Genomic DNA, 17,452 nt, shown 5'->3' with positions numbered 1-17,452 from the left:
CTCACCCAGCCCTTGAGGTCTTTGCTGAAAAGCACACGAAAGGGTGATCGGCACCCACTGCTCAATTGACGCCTTATCGGTAGAAATCACGCTCTTTCAGGGTCATTGTCCCGAGGTGATCATCGGACGCCGATCGATACGGTCACCAACGGGCCCTTCCGCGAAGGCTTGTGAACACGTACGCGCAGACCAAGGCGGACAACGACAAGGAGAGCGCCAGCCCCACGGGTTGGGCCACGACCCGCACGGCAGCCATGGCCCATCGGTCCGTCTCGTACGGCCACTGCAGCGGGCCGAGTTCACGCAGTCGGCCCGGCATGCCTGTGATCGAACGGGCGGCGGGCCCCGCGAGAAGCTTCTGCATCAGCGGTACGACGAGAACGGGAACGGCCAGTACGGCGGCCACTCCGGCCGCGGTCAGCCGGAACACACCCGCCCCCAGTAGCCCCGCCCAGGCACACCCGACCGAGAGTCCGGCCCAACTGGCGGCCAGCTGGGCGGCGTTCGCCGGGACGTCCACCAAGTCACCGCCGTACACGAGACGCAGAGCCTCGGCGTTCGCGCATACGGCGAGCAGGGCCAGCAGCAGGGCGACGACGGCCGAGACCACCAGCTTGGCCAGCAGGAGACCGAGACGACGCGGCACCGTCCCACGCCCTGCGGCGAGCGCCGGGTAGCGGAACTCCTCACCGAAGGAAAGGGCGCCCAGCAGCCCGGCGGCGAACGCGGCAGGTGGGAGCGGCAGCAGGTCCGGCCAGGCGACGAGCAGATCCGGCAAGGGCGTCCTCCCGGAGCGGGCCAGCAGCACGGAGAGACCCGCCGACACGACCAGAACGGCCGCCATGATGACGGACGTCGACCTGACGCCGAAGAGGCGGCGCAGCTCGTACCTCACGGGCCTGAGCGGTCCACGGGCCGGGCGCACGGGGATCGGGGGCGGCAGCTTCGAGATCGCCACGGTCGAGGCGGGCCCATGCGGGACGGCCCCCGCGGGGGCGGCGCCAGGGCCGGGGCCCCGGCCTCCGCCCCGGGCCCCCGCCTCGACGGCCACCGGGCCCGCGTCCCCGAGCTCGTCGGCGAGTTGATGGACGGGGACACCGAGCCGGTACGCCGTGTCGCCGACCTCCGCGCAACTGCTGCCGTACACCGACAGCCGGCTGCCGCCCTCGGCGACCACTTCGACGGAGCGCCGGGCGGCGCGGGCCTCACGGCTCACCACGGCGGCCAGCCGGGCCGCGTGCGGGGTCCGCACGACGACCCGGGGTCGCAGACGAGTGCGGGAGAAGTCGGTGACGCCCTGGTCGGCGACGATGCGCCCCTCGCTGATCGTGACCACCCGGTCGGCCGCGCGGGCGGCCTCCTTGGGATCACCGGTCGTGTACAGGACCGTGCCGCCTTCGGCCGCGTGTGCGCGGAACAGGCCGTGGAGCCAGCTCCGCTCACGCGGCGACAGACCCTTGGTGGGCTCGTCGAGAACGAGCGTATGGGGGTCGCCGAGCAGCGCCGAGGCGAGGCCCAGCCGCCGGTCCATACCCACCGAGAGTGTTCTGATGCGCTGGTCCCCCAGCCCCGCGAGACCGACGACCTCGAGCAGTTCGTCGGCTCGCGACGCGGGCACCCCCGCCGCGGCACAGAGCATGCGGAGCTGACCGCGCGCGGTGCGCGCGGGATGCCCCGGCACGTCTCCGAGCAGCACCCCTACCTCGCGGGCGGGGTGGCCGATACGGTGCAGCGGGCGACCCTTGAAGTAGGTGACCCCCCTCCCCGCTTCGAGCTCGAGCATCAGACGGAGGGCCGTGGTCTTTCCGGAGCCGGGGGCACCGAGCAGCGCGGTGACACTGCCGGTCGGAGCTTGGAAGGTCAGGTCGTCCACGACGGGTGAACCGTCGCGACGGGGGGCGCTGGTGAGTCCGATGGCCTGGAGCATCGCTTCTCTCGCTGAGGGTGAGACCGCTCGGCGGCAATGTGGAGTACCCCAGCAAGATAACGCGACATTTCGGACTTTCGATGCATCCTGGCTTTTTCGGGTGTCCTGCGGGTTCGCCCGGCCGAACCCGCGGAGCAGAAGCCGGTCAGACCTCCGGCCTCAGCATCGGAGGGTTGAGCACGGTCGCTGCGCCGGCCCGGAACAACTGCGCGGGACGGCCCCCCTGCCGTGTGGTCGTCCCTCCGGACGGAACAAGGAATCCGGGTGTGCCCGTGACCTTGCGGTGGAAATTGCGGGGATCCAGCACCACGCCCCATACCGCCTCATACACCCTCCGCAGCTCACCGACCGTGAACTCGGGCGGGCAGAACGCCGTGGCCAGGGAGGAGTATTCGATCTTCGAACGGGCCCGTTCCACGCCGTCACCGAGGATCCTCGCGTGATCGAAGGCCAGGGACGCCGACTGCTCGCCGTCGCGGCCGAAGCCGGCTCCCGTCCCGAGCAGGTCCTCGACCGAAGCCCAGCGGGCGCTGTTCGCGTCACCACCCGCACGGGGGGCCGGCAGGTCAGGAGCCAGCGCGAGGTGCGCGACACTGACGACTCTCATCCGGGGGTCCCGCCGCGGATCGCCGTAGGTGGCCAGCTGTTCGAGATGGGCGCCGTTACCGACTGCGGGGGCAGCCGGATCATGTGCGCAGAGTCCGGTCTCCTCGACGAGTTCACGCGCTGCCGCCCCGCTGAGATCCTCATCGGCTCTGACGAAACCGCCTGGTAGCGCCCACCGCCCCTGGAACGGTGATTCGCCACGGCGTACCACCAGGGCGCAGAGCGCGTGACGTCGCACCGTGAGGACGACCAGGTCGACGGTGACGGCGAAAGGCGGGAAGGTCGACGGGTCGTAGGGCGGCATGCCGAAATCATAGTCGTCTTCCTGACGATAAACACTCCCTTCGCACGACCGGTCCCACGCCCGGTGGAGGCGAGGTCCGTCATTCGCGGCTCCTGGTCCCTCGGTGGCCCAGCCGCCGGGTGTCACGGGCCCCGTCCCGGCTCACGGCCGACCGTGGGTGCGAGGCAGTACCCGGCGCCGGCCGCTGTGTCGTCCTCCGTTTCCGCTTGGCGTCCGGAGCTCGCGCGGGCCGGGGCCCGGTCCGTCGCTCCGGACGCCGCCCGCTGTGCCGATGTCGCTCCTCCGGGGCGCGGTCGCTGCCGTCCCCGTCGCGCGGGACGCGCTCCCCTCGGAGGCAGCTACGCAGCGTTTCAGGGTCCAGCCCCTGATTGCACGCCTCGTGCAGCAGTTGCGCGAACGTGTATGCGGGGTCGGCCCGCAGCGCGAGCCCGAGCGCCACCCTGGCACCCGCCTCGTCGCCCGTGGACCAGGAGACCCAGCCGGCCAGCGTGAGCGGAGCCGCGGCGTGTTCCACGTACGGACCGACACACCGCCGAGCGAGAGCACGCCACAGCCGCAACGCCGTCTCCGCCTCGAGGCCCTCCATCCACTCGGCGGCCCGGTCCCTGGTCTCGCGGTCCTGCAGTCCGAGAATCACAGCCGCCGCCTCGTCGGCCGCGATCAGAGCGTCGTCGCGGACGTCCTCCCCGGCGGGGCCTGCGGCCTGCGCGCCGCCGAGGCGTTCCATGAGGTCTCGCGCGAGCGTCAGAGTCTCTCGCCTCACCTCACCCCGCCCGTCGACGTCGAGGATGCGGGACACCAGCTCCGCGCCCGCCTCATCCAGCGCCTTCTCCTGCTCGTGCGCCGCCGGGGACTCCCACGGCGTGAGCCGTGCCTCCATGTCCCGCAGCGATCCACGCACCTGAACACCGGCGTACGCCGCCGCGGCCGCCATCACGGTCGTGCCCGGGAGGGCCAGAGGATTACCCTCGGCCGGACAGCAACGGTCGTCAGGGCAGCAGTAGGACCAGTAACGGCCGTCGGAGATGCACAGCGCTTCGAGCACGGGCACGTCGAGCGCCCCGCAGGCCGTACGCAAGCGCTGCGCGAGCGGCCTCAGCCGTTCCATCGTCTGCGGGGCGCTCTCCCCCTCGGCGGGGTCCTGACAGAGGAAGACGACAATCGCGTCAGGGCGGGTTTCGCGCCTTTCGCTGCCCTCGATCAGGCATTGCGCCAACTGGTCGGCTACGGGTGCCCACTCCTCGGGCTCGGGCGGAATGCCCAGCCTGAGCCGGCCACCGAAGCGGCCCCGACCGCCGTGCAGGGCCACCATGACCACGCTGTCGTTCGGGTGAAAACCCATGAGGTACGGAAGGGCATCGGCAAGGTCCGCGGGCCCGCGCAGGGTGATCTGCTGAGCATCGGACGGCCCGGTGGTTTCGTCGCGCTTGTTCATGGCACGACCGTCCCGCGAGCGGCCGCATTCCGCGACCCCTGTGGATAACGTTATCCACAGGGGTCGCACCACCGTTCGTGCGTTGTCACAGCCATGAGGTTGCATGGAGGCATGACCGACGCGGAACGCGCCCTGCGGTCAGCGGGGCTCTCGCTCACCCGGCCAGAGCGAGGACGAGCGGAAGCACCTGAGCGGCTCCGGCCTGGCGCAGGAGCCGTGCGCCTACGGCCAGGGTCCATCCGGAATCGGAGTAGTCGTCGATGAGCAGGACCGGGCCGGGGTTGGCCGTCAGAGCGACGACGAGATCGTCGGGGACGGTGAACGCGGCGGCCAGGGCCCGCAGCCGCTGCGCGGAGTTGCTACGGTGCGCGCCGTGCTCATCGGCGTGCGGGGTGTAGGCCAGGCTGCCCAGCAGGGGAAGCCTCCCGACCCGGGCCACGCCCTCGGCCAGCGAACCGACCAGCTGGGGGCGGGTACGGGACGGCATGGCGACGATTCCCACGGGCCGCGCCGCTGCGTCAGGCGCGCCGCCGGCCCAGCCGCCCGGTGAGCGGGCCCAGTCGGCCACCACCGTCACCACGGCAGCCAGCACGTCGTCCGGGACCTGCCCGTCCGCCGCTCGGGCCGACAGGATCGGGCGCAGGCGGTTGCCCCAGCCGATGTCCGACAGCCTTCCCAGCGCCCGCCCGGTGACTGCCTGCTGGCCTGCGGGGATACGGCCCTTCAGGTCCATCCCGACCGCGGCGAGGCCGGTCGGCCACATCTTGCGCGGCTCGACCTCGACCCCCGGGCGGTCCAGCTCGCCCGTCGCCGCCGCGAGGGCTGCGGGAGGGACAGCCGGATCGAGCCAGGGTCCGGCGCAGGAGTCGCAGCGACCGCAGGGGACCGCCTTCTCGTCGTCGAGCTGCCGCTGCAGGAACTCCATGCGGCAGCCCGTGGTCGCCACGTAGTCCCGCATGGCCTGCTGCTCGGCTTGTCGCTGCCGGGCCACCCACGCATACCGCTCCGCGTCGTACGCCCATGGCTGCCCCGTCGCGGCCCAGCCCCCCTTCACGCGCCTGACCGCCCCGTCGACGTCCAGAACCTTCAGCATCGTCTCCAGACGCGAGCGCCGGAGATCTACCAGCGGTTCCAGCGCCGGCAGCGACAACGGACGCCCCGCCTCGTCGAGGACCGCCAGCGTGCGCCGCACCTGTTCCTCGGGCGGGAAGCCCACCGAAGCGAAGTACGCCCAGATCGCCTCGTCCTCCTTGCCCGGGAGCAGCAGCACATCCGCATGGTCCACACCGCGGCCCGCACGGCCCACCTGCTGGTAATAGGCGATCGGGGAGGAGGGCGACCCCAGGTGCACCACGAACCCCAGGTCCGGCTTGTCGAAACCCATGCCCAGCGCTGAGGTCGCCACCAGCGCCTTCACCCGGTTCGCCAGGAGATCCTCCTCCGCCTGCAACCGATCGGCGTTCTCCGTCTTCCCCGTGTAGGAAGCCACCGGATACCCACGCTGCCGGAGGAACGCCGCGACCTCCTCCGCCGCCGCCACCGTCAGCGTGTAGATGATCCCCGAGCCCGGCAGGTCATCCAGCCGCTCCCCCAGCCACGCCAGCCGATGTGCCGCATCGGGCAGCTCCAGCACACCCAGCCGCAGGCTCTCCCGGTCCAGCGGCCCCCGCAGCACCAGAGCGTCCCCGCTCCCCGTGCCCAGTTGCTCCGCCACGTCCGCGGTCACACGCGCGTTCGCGGTCGCCGTCGTGGCGAGCACCGGTACACCGGCCGGCAACTCGGCCAGCATCGTGCGCAACCGCCGGTAGTCGGGCCGGAAGTCATGGCCCCAGTCCGAGATGCAGTGCGCTTCGTCGACCACCAGAAGACCCGTGGTGGCCGCGAGTTTCGGCAGCACCTGATCACGGAAATCGACAGAATTGAGACGTTCCGGGCTGACCAGGAGAACGTCGGTCTCACCGCGCTCCACCTCCCCGTAGATCGTCTCCCAGTCCTCCGGGTTGGCGGAGTTGATCGTGCGCGCCTGGATACCGGCTCGCGCCGCCGACTCGACCTGGTTGCGCATCAGGGCGAGCAGCGGCGAAATGATCACCGTGGGGCCGGAGCCACGCCGCCGCAGCAGGGCGGTGGCCACGAAGTACACCGCCGACTTTCCCCAGCCGGTGCGCTGCACCACCAGCGCACGCCGGTGCTCCTCCACCAGTGCCGCCACGGCCTGCCACTGGTCCTCCCGCAGCCGCGCCGCGCCTGCTGGACCGCCGACGAGCTCGGCGAGAATGGCGTCGGCTTCAGCGCGGAGCTCCAGGTTGTCCATGTCCCCCATGCAACCCGATGGCACCGACAATCGGCGAATCCGGCCCGGTGTGGCGCACTCCGGGCTGCTCCGACGCGCAGGGACGGAGGAGGTGTCCCCCGCCGGTCCTCGAAGGCCAGGCGTGACGAAAGGCTTCGTTCGTCGCCGAACGGGCAGGGATATCCGTGTCATTCCGTCAGATATCAGTCAGCCGCGCCATTTGCTCGTTGCCGCCCGCCGGTGCGACAGGAAGAATTGGAGTCGCTCCCCGCACGGTCTCTTCGCGGGCCCGGAAGGGCTGTGCCGCGGCGCGCCCTCACTCGACCCTGCCCGCACCGTGGGCGTGTAGCGAAGGGAGGACCGTGACCTTCGGATTCGCGCCGTCCGCAGCCTCTTCACTGTCGGCATCCGCCGGCTCCGTCAATCACACCGCCAGGATCCTCGAACCAGCCGAGTGGGCCGCGGCGGGCATACCCCTGCTGCGTAGTCCGCGGGAGGTGGTCAGTGGCCTCCACGCGCGGCACCGGCCGACTACTGCCACCGCGGTCGTCGCCGTCCTCGACCATGAGGGACGGCTCACGGCCAGTGCCTCTTTCACCCGGCGGTCCACCGTGGCAGCGGACGGCTGGGAATTCCGCAACGCCCTGCTGGCGCATCTGCGCCGGGTGATCCCGCACGATCTGCGCCGCCGCACCCCCGTGCGGACCGCGGTCCTGCTCTACTGCCGTGAGGGCGACGAGCGTTGGACCGAGGAGGACGGGGCCTGGATGTGGGGGCTGAGAGACGCCTGCACCCTGCACGGCCTGCGCTGTGGGGCCTACATCACCCTGACGCGCGGAGGCTGGCAGGTCCTCGGCGAGGGCCGGGGCGGCCGCAGCCCGACACTGCTGTCCAGACCGTCCGCCCTCGCGGACACGTCCTCCGGCCATGACCCCGTTCCGCTGAGCACCGGGGGCGGGGCGGTCGAGGCACTGCGGCGGAGCGCCGCGCGGTGAAAAGGGACGTGGGCCCCGGATGTCCTCAGGGACGGCCGGGACCCACGGACGTACAGCTCAGACTCCGGCACCCAGTGCGGAGTTGATCGTCTGCGGGTCCCCGCAGACGATCAGCATCGACCCGGAGCGCTCCCGCACGCCGGACAGTGCTCGGGCAGCCACGTCGTCGAGGTCGCCGTTCACCGCGACAACGACCACGGCACGGGACGCGCAGCGGTCGGCGTCGGCCGTGCGGGCGAAGAAGACGTCGTCGCCCGCGTCGTACTGCGCCCAGTAGGCGGTCTCTCCGAAGGAGAGTTCGTGCGTGGCCCACGGGTGCTGCTCCCCGGTGGTGAGCACCAGGATGTCGCCAGGCGCCCTCCCGGAGTCGAGCAGCAGGTCGACGGCCCCATCGGCTGCGTCGACGGCGCCACCGGCCGGAGCCGGAATCAACTGGAACTGTGCTGCGGAACCCTCGTCCGGCAGCTTCCGCCCGGCAGGAGCCGGGGTGGCGGGAGCGGGGGACGCGGGATGCGGGCGCGGCGCCGGGGGCGCGGGCCTCGCGGGGCCGCGACCCGGGCTGCCGGGGCGCGGGGTGGCCGCGGAACGCGGGCCGGGTACGGGACGGGGGGTCGGCGCGGTGCGGCCGGCGGCCGGAGTGACGCGGGGACCCTGGGCGCTCTCGGGAATGTGAGGCTCCTCGGGGATGAGAGGCATGAATGGTTGTCTTGTGCAGCCGACGCGGACACGTCGGCGGGTGGATGCGCCTGCGCGATCAGAAGTCGAAGCCGAGCTGGCCCCCGCTTTCCAGTGCCGCCGCCTCTGCGGAGAAACGGACCTTCTTCAGGTGCTGCCACCTGGGCAGCGCGTCGAGGTAGGCCCAGCTGAGGCGGTGGTGAGGCGTAGGCCCCCGTTCCTCCAGCGCGGCCCGGTGCACCGGTGACGGATAACCGGCGTTCGCGCCGAAGGCGAAGTCTGCGTACTGCCCTGTGTCCGCACCCAGTTCGGCCATCATCGTGTCCCGGTGCACCTTGGCGATCACCGACGCCGCGGCGACGGCGATGCAGGACTGGTCGCCCTTGATCACGGTACGGACGTTCCAGGGCGGGCCGAGGTAGTCGTGCTTGCCGTCGAGGATCACGGCGTCCGGCCGCACGGGCAGCCCCTCGAGCGCCCTGACGGCCGCGAGACGGAGTGCCGCGGTCATACCGAGGTCGTCGATCTCCAAGGGGGACGCGTGTCCCAGCCCGTAGGCCGTGACCCACTTCTCGAGCGTCGGGGCGAGTTCCGCCCGGCGCTTGGGGCTGATCAGTTTGGAGTCGGTGAGGCCCTCGGGGGGCCTGCGGAGACCTGTGACGGCCGCGCACACGGTGACGGGGCCGGCCCACGCTCCGCGTCCGACCTCGTCGACACCGGCGACGGTCCTGGCACCGGATGTAGCGCGCAGTGAGCGCTCGACGGTGTGCGTGGGTGGTTCGTACGGCATGGCGCCTGCCAGGTTACGCCGATGGGCACGGCAAGAACACCCCGGGGCACCGTCCAGCGGTTCGGCACGGGGCCGGCCGAGCCCGGAACACCCGTGCCGATACTCCGGACGGGCACCGGTGGGTCACCGGCCACGGGGGATCCCAGCGCCTCTGCGGGACGGGGGCGCACCCGAACACCCCGGCCGGGACCGGGCGTTCGGGGGGTGCTTTGCTTCGGGTGCTCAGGACGCGAGGCGGACAGACGCCTCAGTACGGGTCGTAGGAGTCCTCCTCCTCGTACCCGTCCTCCCGCTCGTCGGTTTCCTGGCCGAGGCCGTAGCACTCGGTCCCGTGGTTCTGGACGGGACGCTTCTCCAAGATGTCCCGGGCCCTGACTTCGCCCCAGCTGGAGGAGTACCACGGAGCGTCCAGGAGGGCGGCGTCGCGCTCGAAGTTCCGCAGGGCGCAGGACCTCAGCGGTTCCGGCAGCGTGTCAAGGGCCGGTACGGCGTCCGCGGAGAGGTCCTTGAGGTAGTCGATGTCGATCGGCTTGCCGCTCTCGTACCGCTGGACGTTCTGTTCCGCGATCATGCCGTCGGGCGAGAGGAGACCGAAGGCGAGCACACCGGCCGCCGCACTCACCGCGACCGCGCGCGGCAGCAGCCTGGCGCCGAAGACGCCGGCCGCGATGATCAGGATCAGTACCACTCCGAGCCAGAGTTCCACCGCGGCGACGGAGATCCGCAGCCTGGTCAGCCCGAAGGCGTCCACATAGAGGTCCATGCGACGCAGCGCGGAGGCCACGACGACGAGCGTGAGTACGCACAGGGATCCGAGAACGCTCCGGACGAGGGTGCGGTCGCTCGGCCGGCCCCGTGGTGCCCAGCGCAGGGCGAGCGCGATGACGAGCAGGGTCAGCACGGTGGCCCAGAGAAGCTGCCAGAAGCCCTGCCGGGCGTATTCGGAGAGCTTCAGGCCCGTCTCGTCCAGCACCTTGTCGTACCCGCCCAGGAGAACGACGAGCTGGAGCGCGACGAAGACGGCGAAGAGCAGGTTGAGCACGATCAGCGGAAGTGCCCACTCCGCCCTGTTCCTCGCCTTGCCCGGCCGGACGGTGATGCGGTCCCAGCGCACCGGCGCCGCGGCGCTGTGCGCGGCGGCGAGTGCTCCGACGAGTCCGAGTACGAAGAGGAAGACCCGCCAGGGGCTGTCACCGACCGACACGTCGGGGGTGAGGCTGCCCAGCAGGTCGGCGAAGGCGGCGTCAGCGGAGGCGAAGAGCGCACCGAACACGATGAGCAACGCCACGGCCACCACGGTGCTGCGCACGACGGTGCGCATCCGGCCTCGGGTGTCGTCCACGCGGGCCCGCACCCCGCTCCATCCCCAGCGCACCCCGGCGGCGGCCGAGGGGAACAGCCCCAGCGATCCGAGCAGCACACCTGGCCAGCCACGGCTTCCGTGCAGGGCGAGGGAGCCCAGGGCGAGGGCCGACACCATGGCGAGGAAGACCGGCCATCCTGCTTCCCTGAGCGCCGGAATCGTCAGGAGCGCCAGGCCACCCACCGCCCAGACGGCGGTCCAGGGCCGCAGCCTGCGTCCTGCCGTGCGCGCGGCGAAGAAGGCCCCCGAGGCGGCCGGAACGGCCACGATCAGCAGGTTGGGCCCCAGGCCGTCACCGAGCACCAGGGCGCTGAGGAGGGCCGTCGCGAAGACCGACCAGAGTGTCGCCGGTCCTATCGCGGGCGGGGACGGAGGCCGCAGCCGGGACAGCACGCCGGGCGGCTGCTGCTGCCCCCGCCGCTGCCACAGGTCCGCCCGGGGCGGCGCGGGATACGCGGGTGACTCCGGCACGTCCGGGCCCACATTGCGCGGCGGGACCGGCGCTGTGGAAGCCCTTGCCGGCTTCCCCGCCGCCTTCGCACGCCCCTCCCCTTCGGACGGCATCCCGCTGCCCGGATCAGGCGCGGTGGCGGACATGGCTGCCACCGCGTCGCCGGTCACCGGCGGCTCCGGTGACGTCTCGGGCCGGCTGGACGTATCGGACGGCTGATCGGACATGGGACCCCTCCCGGACCGGGGTCCGCTCGCACGGCCACATCGCGGCGCTCCGGCCCCGGCGTCTCTAGGCGCGCGCCATCAAGATCGATGAGGGCGGCGTGGCCGAAAGAGTAAGTCCCGTTCGGGCTGTTCGAACGGCCGGGGCCGCCCCTGTGGCAGGACCGTGACAAGAGACGCCGATCCGGCAACGGCTCGCCGAGCTGCCCGGCGGGACCTTCAGCGCCGTGCCGGAGCGAGAGGGACCCAGTCGGGCAGTTCCTCCGTACGGGCCAGCCAGTCGGCCGGAGGGGCGCCGCCCGGCTCCGCGGCCACGATTCCGCCGACGATGGCGCAGGTGGTGTCCACGTCACCGCCGACCTGAGAGGTCACCCAGAAGCCCTCTTCGAAGTCGCCGAGGCTCCGTGCCGCCGACCAGAGGGCGAACGGCACCGTGTCGTGCGCACTCGTACGGCGGCCGTTGCCGAGCACCGCCGCGACCGTTCCCGCGTCCCGGTAGTCGAGCATGTCGCGCGCCCTGCGCAACCCTGCGCCGACCGCGCTGCGGGGCACGAGGGCGACGACGCCGTCGATCAGATCCTCCGGCGTCGGCGGCCCTCCCGGTGCGGCGACGAGGGCGGCGGCGGCCGCGACGGCCATGGCCCCCACGACGGCTTCGCGGTGCTGATGGGTGGTGTACGAAGAGATCTCGGCCTGGTGGGTGGCCTGTTCCGGGTCGTCCGCGTACCAGGCGCCCAGCGGCGCGATACGCATGGCCGATCCGTTCCCCCAGGAGCCCTGGCCCTGGAACAGGGCGGACGCCAGTTCCCGCCAGTCACCGCCTTCCCTCACCAGCCTGAGCAGCCGGTTCACCGCGGGCCCGTAGCCGCGGTCGAAGTCGTGGTGCCGGGCGAAGGAGTGGGCGAGCGCGTCCTGGTCGATACGCTCGTGCGCGGCCAGCACGGCGAGTACGGAGCAGGCCATCTCGGTGTCGTCGGTCCACTGCCAGCCGTCGGGCGGCAGTTCCCGGTTCTTGAGCAAGGGATAATTGGCCGGGACGAAGAACTGGGAGCCGAGGGCATCTCCCACGGACAGTCCACGCAGGCTGGCCAGAGCGCGTTCGAAGCGGTCGGAAGCAGAGTCAGCGGTCATCGCCGTACCACTCTATCCGGTGGTGCCGTACGGCTCAGGGGTTCGCCACCGTGCGAAGGGCCGGTCGAGCGTATAGCGGCCGTTCTCGCCGAGCAGCAGCGTCCTGGATTCACCGTTCCCCGGGTTGGACAGCGATTCGAATTCCGCCACCGACCAGTGGAACCAGCGCATGCAGAAGAGCCTCATGGTCAGCCCATGGGTGACCAGCAGGACGTTCGGCGGATGGTCGGGAGCCTCGAAGCTGCGGTGGAGGCTCTCCAGGAACGCGTCGACCCGGTCGTACACATCGGCCCCTGACTCGCCCTGCGCGAAGCGGTAGAAGAAGTGTCCGTACGCGTCCCGGTAGGTCTTCTGCAGCCTGACGTCGTCGCGGTCCTGCCAGTTGCCCCAGTCCTGCTCGCGAAGCCGGGGCTCTTCCCTGACACGCACATGTCCCGGATCGAGGCCGAACGCCCTGAACGTCTCGTGCGTGCGTCGGTAAGGAGAGATGTAGACACTGACACGCTCGTCACCGAACATCTCGCACAGCCGTGTGCCCGTCGCCTGCGCCTGGCTCAGGCCCCTCGCCGTGAGCCTGAGGGCGTGGTCGGGCTCACGTTCGTAGACGGTGTCGTCGGCGTTGCCCTCCGACTCACCGTGCCGGACGAGAACGATGCGTTGCGGTCGCGCCATGTACCGACCCTAGATGCCGTCCAGCACGATCGAGCAATTGTGCGGGCTCCATCGGGCACATGTGACCAAGGAAACGAGCAGGGAGACGGCCGGGGGACGGCCGTACCCGCGCGGTCAGGTCAGACCGTCCACGTCGGATCGAGCTGCACCACGTCCCCCGCGAGCGAGGCGACGTCCCTCTCGGTCTCCGCCCGCGCGGAAAGCCGGGCGACGCCCTCCGGCCGGTACTTGCCGCGTTCGGCACTGGACTGCCACATCGACAGCACCAGGAACTCATGGCCCGGGGCTTCTCCGAACACTCCGCGCAGCATCCCGGGGGAACCCGCCATGGCCGGGTTCCACACCCGTTGCTGCATGAGCGCGAAGTGGTCGACCCGATCCTCGTGCACCCGGCTGTGCGCCACCCTGACGGTGTCCGCGTCGGTGAACTGCGGCTCAAAACCCGTCTTCACGTCGAAGCGGTGGTCGAAGAGCTTGACCTGCATGTCCGTGTACGTGCCGGACTGCGGGGCGGCCAGTCGATCATGCCGACGGGCCATGAAGGAGTCGTAGAAGACCCGGTTCTCCCAGAAGGCGAACACGTGGGCGACTTCGGGCCGCCCTCGGCTCCACCCGCCGCTCTGACCCCGGAATCCCGGCTCGTCGAGCAGCCCCGCCCACTTCCGCTGCCCCCGCTCGAAACCGCGACGGTCCAACACGGTGCAGCGCATCCACTTGACCAGCACCGAGCCATCGTACGGGCGTCCGGCAGGTCGCGGGTCACGCTCCGCACGCACCTGGGCCGCCCGGCGCTGACAGCAGACAACTCCGGCCACACGATGGCCCGAAAACGACGTCCGTTTCCAACGCGGTTGGATCCACGGACAGTTACGGACATGATCTGAGGATGGAAGAGGTCCGTCGGTCCAGCAGCGAGGAGGCACGTCCGATGAGCACTCCCAACAAGGACATCGAGAAGGTCGAAGTGAGGGTCAAATGGGACCCCAGCGCCAGCGGTGAGCCCGCCAACGACCTCGACATCATCGCGGCGACGTACGGGACGGACGCGCCGTACGGAAGTCCCGTCCACCTCGTGCATTTCGACAGCAGGTCACCGGACGGCACGATCACGCTGAACCGGGACAGCCGCACGGGACAGGGTTTCGGCTTCGACGAGGTCATGACGCTCGAACTGGACCGGCTGTCGGACGCGTACGCCAGGGTCGTGGTCGGCGTAGCCATCCAGCAGCGCGACGGCCACAAGACCTTCGGCCAGATCGAGCACACAGCCGTGCAGATCCGTGAGGGTTACACAAACCTGGCCGAGGACGACTTCTCGGCGGTGGCGGCCGCCACCGCCGCCGTCGTCGCGGAATTCGTCCGGGACTCCTCGGGATGCTGGGGCTTCCACGGCGGCGTCCGCGGTTTCGAAGGCGACCCCGGAGCGTTCTCCGCCGAGATGGGGAACCGCTCGGACTGACGTCGACGGACAGGCCGGCCGCCGGCGCGCGGCAACCGGGTCCGGCGTCCACGCCTGCGGCCGCTACGGCATCGCGCCGCTCCCCCGCACGCATAAGGGGACCGGCCTGTGGCCGGTCCCCTTATGAGCTGCTGGTCAGCTACCCGTGCGGACTACACCGGACATCCGTCCGATGCGATGCCGCCCGTTGATCAGCTGCACCCGCTGGTCGAGCCGCAGCCCTCGCAGATGTAGCAGGACCCGGCACGCTGCATCTTCGTACCGCACGAGAAGCACAGCGGCGCGTCCGCGCTGATGCCGAGCTGCATCTCGACGAGCTCGGCCGAGGTGTGCGCGGTCCTGGGGGCCGGCTTCTCCGCGACGCCCTCCTCGGGCGACGCGACAGCCTTCAGCGGCTCCACGAGCACGGGGGCGGACTGGGCCAGGCTCTCCGAGTCGAGATCGTCGTCCCCGAAGGCGGGCTCGTACGAACCGGTGTCGAGGTGACGCTGACGCTCCTCGGCCGAGTGGATCCCGAGCGCGGAGCGCGTCTCGAACGGCAGGAAGTCGAGAGCCAGGCGGCGGAAGATGTAGTCGACGATCGACTGCGCCATCCGCACGTCCGGGTCGTCCGTCATACCGGCCGGCTCGAAGCGCATGTTGGTGAACTTGGAGACGTAGGTCTCCAGCGGCACGCCGTACTGCAGACCGACCGAGACCGCGATCGAGAAGGCGTCCATCATGCCCGCGAGAGTCGAACCCTGCTTGGACATCTTCAGGAAGACCTCGCCGAGACCGTCGTCCGGGTAGGAGTTGGCGGTCATGTACCCCTCGGCGCCACCCACCGTGAATGAGGTGGTGATGCCGGGACGGCCCTTGGGCAGACGCTTGCGGACCGGGCGGTACTCGACGACCTTCTCGACGGCCGTACGAATCGTGTCCTCGGCCTTGGCGGTGACCTCGACCTTCTCCTTCTCCTTGGTCTTCGCGGAGAGGGGCTGGCCGACCTTGCAGTTGTCGCGGTAGATCGCGAGCGCCTTGACGCCCATCTTCCACGCCTCGAAGTAGACCTCCTCGACGTCCTCGACGGTGGCCGTCTCCGGCAGGTTCACCGTCTTGGACAGCGCGCCGGAGATCCACGGCTGGATGGCCGCCATCATCCGGACGTGGCCCATGGCCGAGATGGAACGCTCCCCCATGGCGCAGTCGAAGACCTCGTAGTGCTCGGCCTTCAGACCGGGGGCGTCGATCACATTGCCGTGGTCGGCGATGTGGGCCACGATCGCCTCGATCTGCTCCGGCTGGTAGCCGAGGCGGCGCAGGGCCTGCGGGACCGTGCCGTTGACGATCTGCATCGAACCGCCGCCGACGAGCTTCTTGAACTTGACCAGGGCGAGGTCGGGCTCGAGACCGGTGGTGTCGCAGGACATCGCGAGACCGATGGTGCCGGTCGGTGCGATGACCGAGGCCTGGGCGTTGCGGAAGCCGTTCTTGGCGCCGAGGCGGATCACGTCCTGCCAGGCCTCCGTCGCGGCGGCCCAGATCGGCGAGTCGAGGTCGTCGACGTGGACGGCCACGGCGTTGGCGTCCGCGTGCTGCTTCATGACGCGCTGGTGAGGCTCGGCGTTGCGGGCGTAGCCGTCGTACGGTCCGACGACAGCGGCCAGCTCCGCGGAGCGCCGGTAGGAGGTGCCGGTCATCAGCGAGGTGATGGCGCCGGCGAGCGCACGGCCGCCGTCGCTGTCGTAGGCGTGCCCGGTCGCCATCAGCAGGGCGCCCAGGTTGGCGTAGCCGATGCCCAGCTGGCGGTAGGCGCGGGTGTTGTCGCCGATCTTCTGGGTCGGGAAGTCCGCGAAGCAGATCGAGATGTCCATCGCGGTGATGACCAGCTCGACGACCTTGGCGAAGCGCTCGGCCTGGAAGGACTGGTGGCCCTCGCCGTCGTCCTTGAGGAACTTCATCAGGTTCAGCGAGGCGAGGTTGCACGAGGTGTTGTCCAGGTGCATGTACTCGCTGCAGGGGTTCGAGCCGTTGATGCGGCCGGACTCCGGGCAGGTGTGCCACTGGTTGATGGTGTCGTCGTACTGGATGCCCGGGTCGGCGCAGGCCCAGGCCGCCTCGGCCATCTTGCGGAAGAGGGACTTCGCCTCGACCTCTTCGATGACGTCACCGGTCATACGGGCGCGCAGGCCGAACTTCCCGCCGGACTCGACGGCCTTCATGAACTCGTCGTTCACACGGACCGAGTTGTTGGCGTTCTGGTACTGGACGGACGTGATGTCGTCGCCGCCCAGGTCCATGTCGAAGCCCGCGTCACGCAGGGCGCGGATCTTCTCCTCCTCCTTCACCTTGGTCTCGATGAAGTTCTCGATGTCGGGGTGATCGACGTCGAGGATGACCATCTTGGCCGCACGGCGGGTGGCGCCACCCGACTTGATCGTTCCTGCGGAGGCGTCGGCACCGCGCATGAAGGAGACCGGCCCGGAGGCGTTGCCGCCGGAGGACAGCAGTTCCTTGGAGGAGCGGATGCGGGAGAGGTTCAGGCCGGCACCGGAGCCGCCCTTGAAGATCATGCCCTCTTCCTTGTACCAGTCGAGAATCGACTCCATGGAGTCGTCGACGGCCAGGATGAAGCAGGCCGAGACCTGCTGCGGCTGGGGCGTTCCGACGTTGAACCAGACCGGGGAGTTGAAGCTGAAGATCTGGTGCAGGAGGGCGTAGGCCAGCTCGTGCTCGAAGATCTCGGCGTCGGCGGGAGAGGCGAAGTAGCTGTAGTCCTCGCCGGCCTTCCGGTACGTCTTCACGATCCGGTCGATCAGCTGTCGCAGACCGGTCTCGCGCTGCGGCGTGCCGACAGCACCCCGGAAGTACTTGCTGGTGACGATGTTGACCGCGTTCACCGACCAGAAGTCGGGGAACTCGACGCCACGCTGCTCGAAGTTGATCGAGCCGTCGCGCCAGTTGGTCATGACGACGTCACGGCGCTCCCACGCGACCTCGTCGTACGGATGCACGCCGGGAGTCGTGTGGATGCGCTCGATGCGCAGGCCCTGCTTGGTCGCAGTCGACTTGGCTCCCTTGGTGCGGGAACCTCGTGCCGGGCCGCTCGCCGTCTCTGTCATGCCGCCTCCCATATGTGGGCAAAAAC

14 protein-coding genes are annotated in these 17,452 nt (G+C 70.3%); 3 read left to right on the top strand and 11 right to left on the bottom strand.

The window, feature by feature from the left end; all coding sequences use genetic code 11:
• Positions 1 to 142: 142 nt before the first annotated feature.
• From ACFYSH_RS17450 to ACFYSH_RS17435, 4 genes are all read right to left on the bottom strand, one after another.
• The gene (locus ACFYSH_RS17450) at positions 143 to 1,927 is read right to left on the bottom strand and encodes an ATP-binding cassette domain-containing protein (protein WP_359466097.1); all 1,785 of its coding nucleotides are present in this window, start codon (positions 1,925 to 1,927) and stop codon (positions 143 to 145) included.
• A 145-nt stretch (positions 1,928 to 2,072) separates the two neighbouring features.
• On the bottom strand, positions 2,073 to 2,837 hold the full coding sequence (locus ACFYSH_RS17445; RefSeq protein ID WP_359466099.1) for an NUDIX domain-containing protein: 765 nt from the start codon (positions 2,835 to 2,837) through the stop codon (positions 2,073 to 2,075).
• A gap of 79 nt (positions 2,838 to 2,916) precedes the next feature.
• Positions 2,917 to 4,272: a DUF4192 domain-containing protein gene (locus tag ACFYSH_RS17440; RefSeq protein ID WP_388753380.1), complete on the bottom strand. Its 1,356-nt coding sequence runs from the start codon at positions 4,270 to 4,272 to the stop codon at positions 2,917 to 2,919.
• 154 nt (positions 4,273 to 4,426) lie between these two features.
• Positions 4,427 to 6,586 carry a RecQ family ATP-dependent DNA helicase gene (locus ACFYSH_RS17435; RefSeq protein ID WP_359466102.1) on the bottom strand — a complete coding sequence of 720 codons (2,160 nt, stop codon included), beginning with the start codon at positions 6,584 to 6,586 and terminating at the stop codon, positions 4,427 to 4,429.
• 341 nt (positions 6,587 to 6,927) lie between these two features.
• On the opposite strand from ACFYSH_RS17435, the gene ACFYSH_RS17430 reads away from it, so the two are divergent.
• Positions 6,928 to 7,560 (top strand): hypothetical protein, encoded by a 633-nt coding sequence (locus ACFYSH_RS17430; protein WP_359466103.1) that lies wholly within the window; start codon positions 6,928 to 6,930, stop codon positions 7,558 to 7,560.
• A gap of 57 nt (positions 7,561 to 7,617) precedes the next feature.
• Here the strand turns inward: ACFYSH_RS17430 and ACFYSH_RS17425 are convergent, their stop codons facing one another.
• The 3 genes from ACFYSH_RS17425 to ACFYSH_RS17415 all read right to left on the bottom strand — a co-directional run bounded on the left by ACFYSH_RS17425 (position 7,618) and on the right by ACFYSH_RS17415 (position 10,952).
• The gene (locus ACFYSH_RS17425; protein ID WP_359466104.1) at positions 7,618 to 8,256 is read right to left on the bottom strand and encodes a hypothetical protein; all 639 of its coding nucleotides are present in this window, start codon (positions 8,254 to 8,256) and stop codon (positions 7,618 to 7,620) included.
• A gap of 58 nt (positions 8,257 to 8,314) precedes the next feature.
• Positions 8,315 to 9,025 (bottom strand): ribonuclease HII, encoded by a 711-nt coding sequence (locus ACFYSH_RS17420; protein ID WP_359466106.1) that lies wholly within the window; start codon positions 9,023 to 9,025, stop codon positions 8,315 to 8,317.
• A gap of 247 nt (positions 9,026 to 9,272) precedes the next feature.
• The gene (locus ACFYSH_RS17415; protein WP_388753664.1) at positions 9,273 to 10,952 is read right to left on the bottom strand and encodes a DUF4153 domain-containing protein; all 1,680 of its coding nucleotides are present in this window, start codon (positions 10,950 to 10,952) and stop codon (positions 9,273 to 9,275) included.
• On the opposite strand from ACFYSH_RS17415, the gene ACFYSH_RS17410 reads away from it, so the two are divergent.
• On the top strand, positions 10,894 to 11,058 hold the full coding sequence (locus ACFYSH_RS17410; protein ID WP_359466109.1) for a hypothetical protein: 165 nt from the start codon (positions 10,894 to 10,896) through the stop codon (positions 11,056 to 11,058). The two genes, ACFYSH_RS17415 and ACFYSH_RS17410, sit on opposite strands and share 59 nt — an antisense overlap.
• 224 nt (positions 11,059 to 11,282) lie before the next feature.
• On the opposite strand, the gene ACFYSH_RS17405 is transcribed toward ACFYSH_RS17410, so the two are convergent.
• The 3 genes from ACFYSH_RS17405 to ACFYSH_RS17395 form a co-directional block, all read right to left on the bottom strand.
• Positions 11,283 to 12,194, bottom strand: a complete 912-nt coding sequence (locus tag ACFYSH_RS17405) for an ADP-ribosylglycohydrolase family protein (protein WP_359466111.1) — start codon at positions 12,192 to 12,194, stop codon at positions 11,283 to 11,285.
• A 12-nt stretch (positions 12,195 to 12,206) separates the two neighbouring features.
• Positions 12,207 to 12,866, bottom strand: a complete 660-nt coding sequence (locus ACFYSH_RS17400) for a histidine phosphatase family protein (RefSeq protein ID WP_359466112.1) — start codon at positions 12,864 to 12,866, stop codon at positions 12,207 to 12,209.
• A 119-nt stretch (positions 12,867 to 12,985) separates the two neighbouring features.
• Positions 12,986 to 13,591, bottom strand: a complete 606-nt coding sequence (locus tag ACFYSH_RS17395) for a YdbC family protein (protein ID WP_388753374.1) — start codon at positions 13,589 to 13,591, stop codon at positions 12,986 to 12,988.
• Positions 13,592 to 13,794: 203 nt separating this feature from the next.
• On the opposite strand from ACFYSH_RS17395, the gene ACFYSH_RS17390 reads away from it, so the two are divergent.
• The gene (locus ACFYSH_RS17390) at positions 13,795 to 14,325 is read left to right on the top strand and encodes a TerD family protein (protein ID WP_359466115.1); all 531 of its coding nucleotides are present in this window, start codon (positions 13,795 to 13,797) and stop codon (positions 14,323 to 14,325) included.
• 191 nt (positions 14,326 to 14,516) lie between these two features.
• On the opposite strand, the gene ACFYSH_RS17385 is transcribed toward ACFYSH_RS17390, so the two are convergent.
• The gene (locus ACFYSH_RS17385) at positions 14,517 to 17,426 is read right to left on the bottom strand and encodes a vitamin B12-dependent ribonucleotide reductase (RefSeq protein ID WP_359466117.1); all 2,910 of its coding nucleotides are present in this window, start codon (positions 17,424 to 17,426) and stop codon (positions 14,517 to 14,519) included.
• Between the last annotated feature and the right edge of the window lie 26 nt (positions 17,427 to 17,452).

This window comes from Streptomyces sp. NPDC005791, assembly GCF_042871485.1.
GTDB lineage: Bacteria > Actinomycetota > Actinomycetes > Streptomycetales > Streptomycetaceae > Streptomyces.
This window is presented reverse-complemented; position numbering and strand designations above follow the sequence as displayed.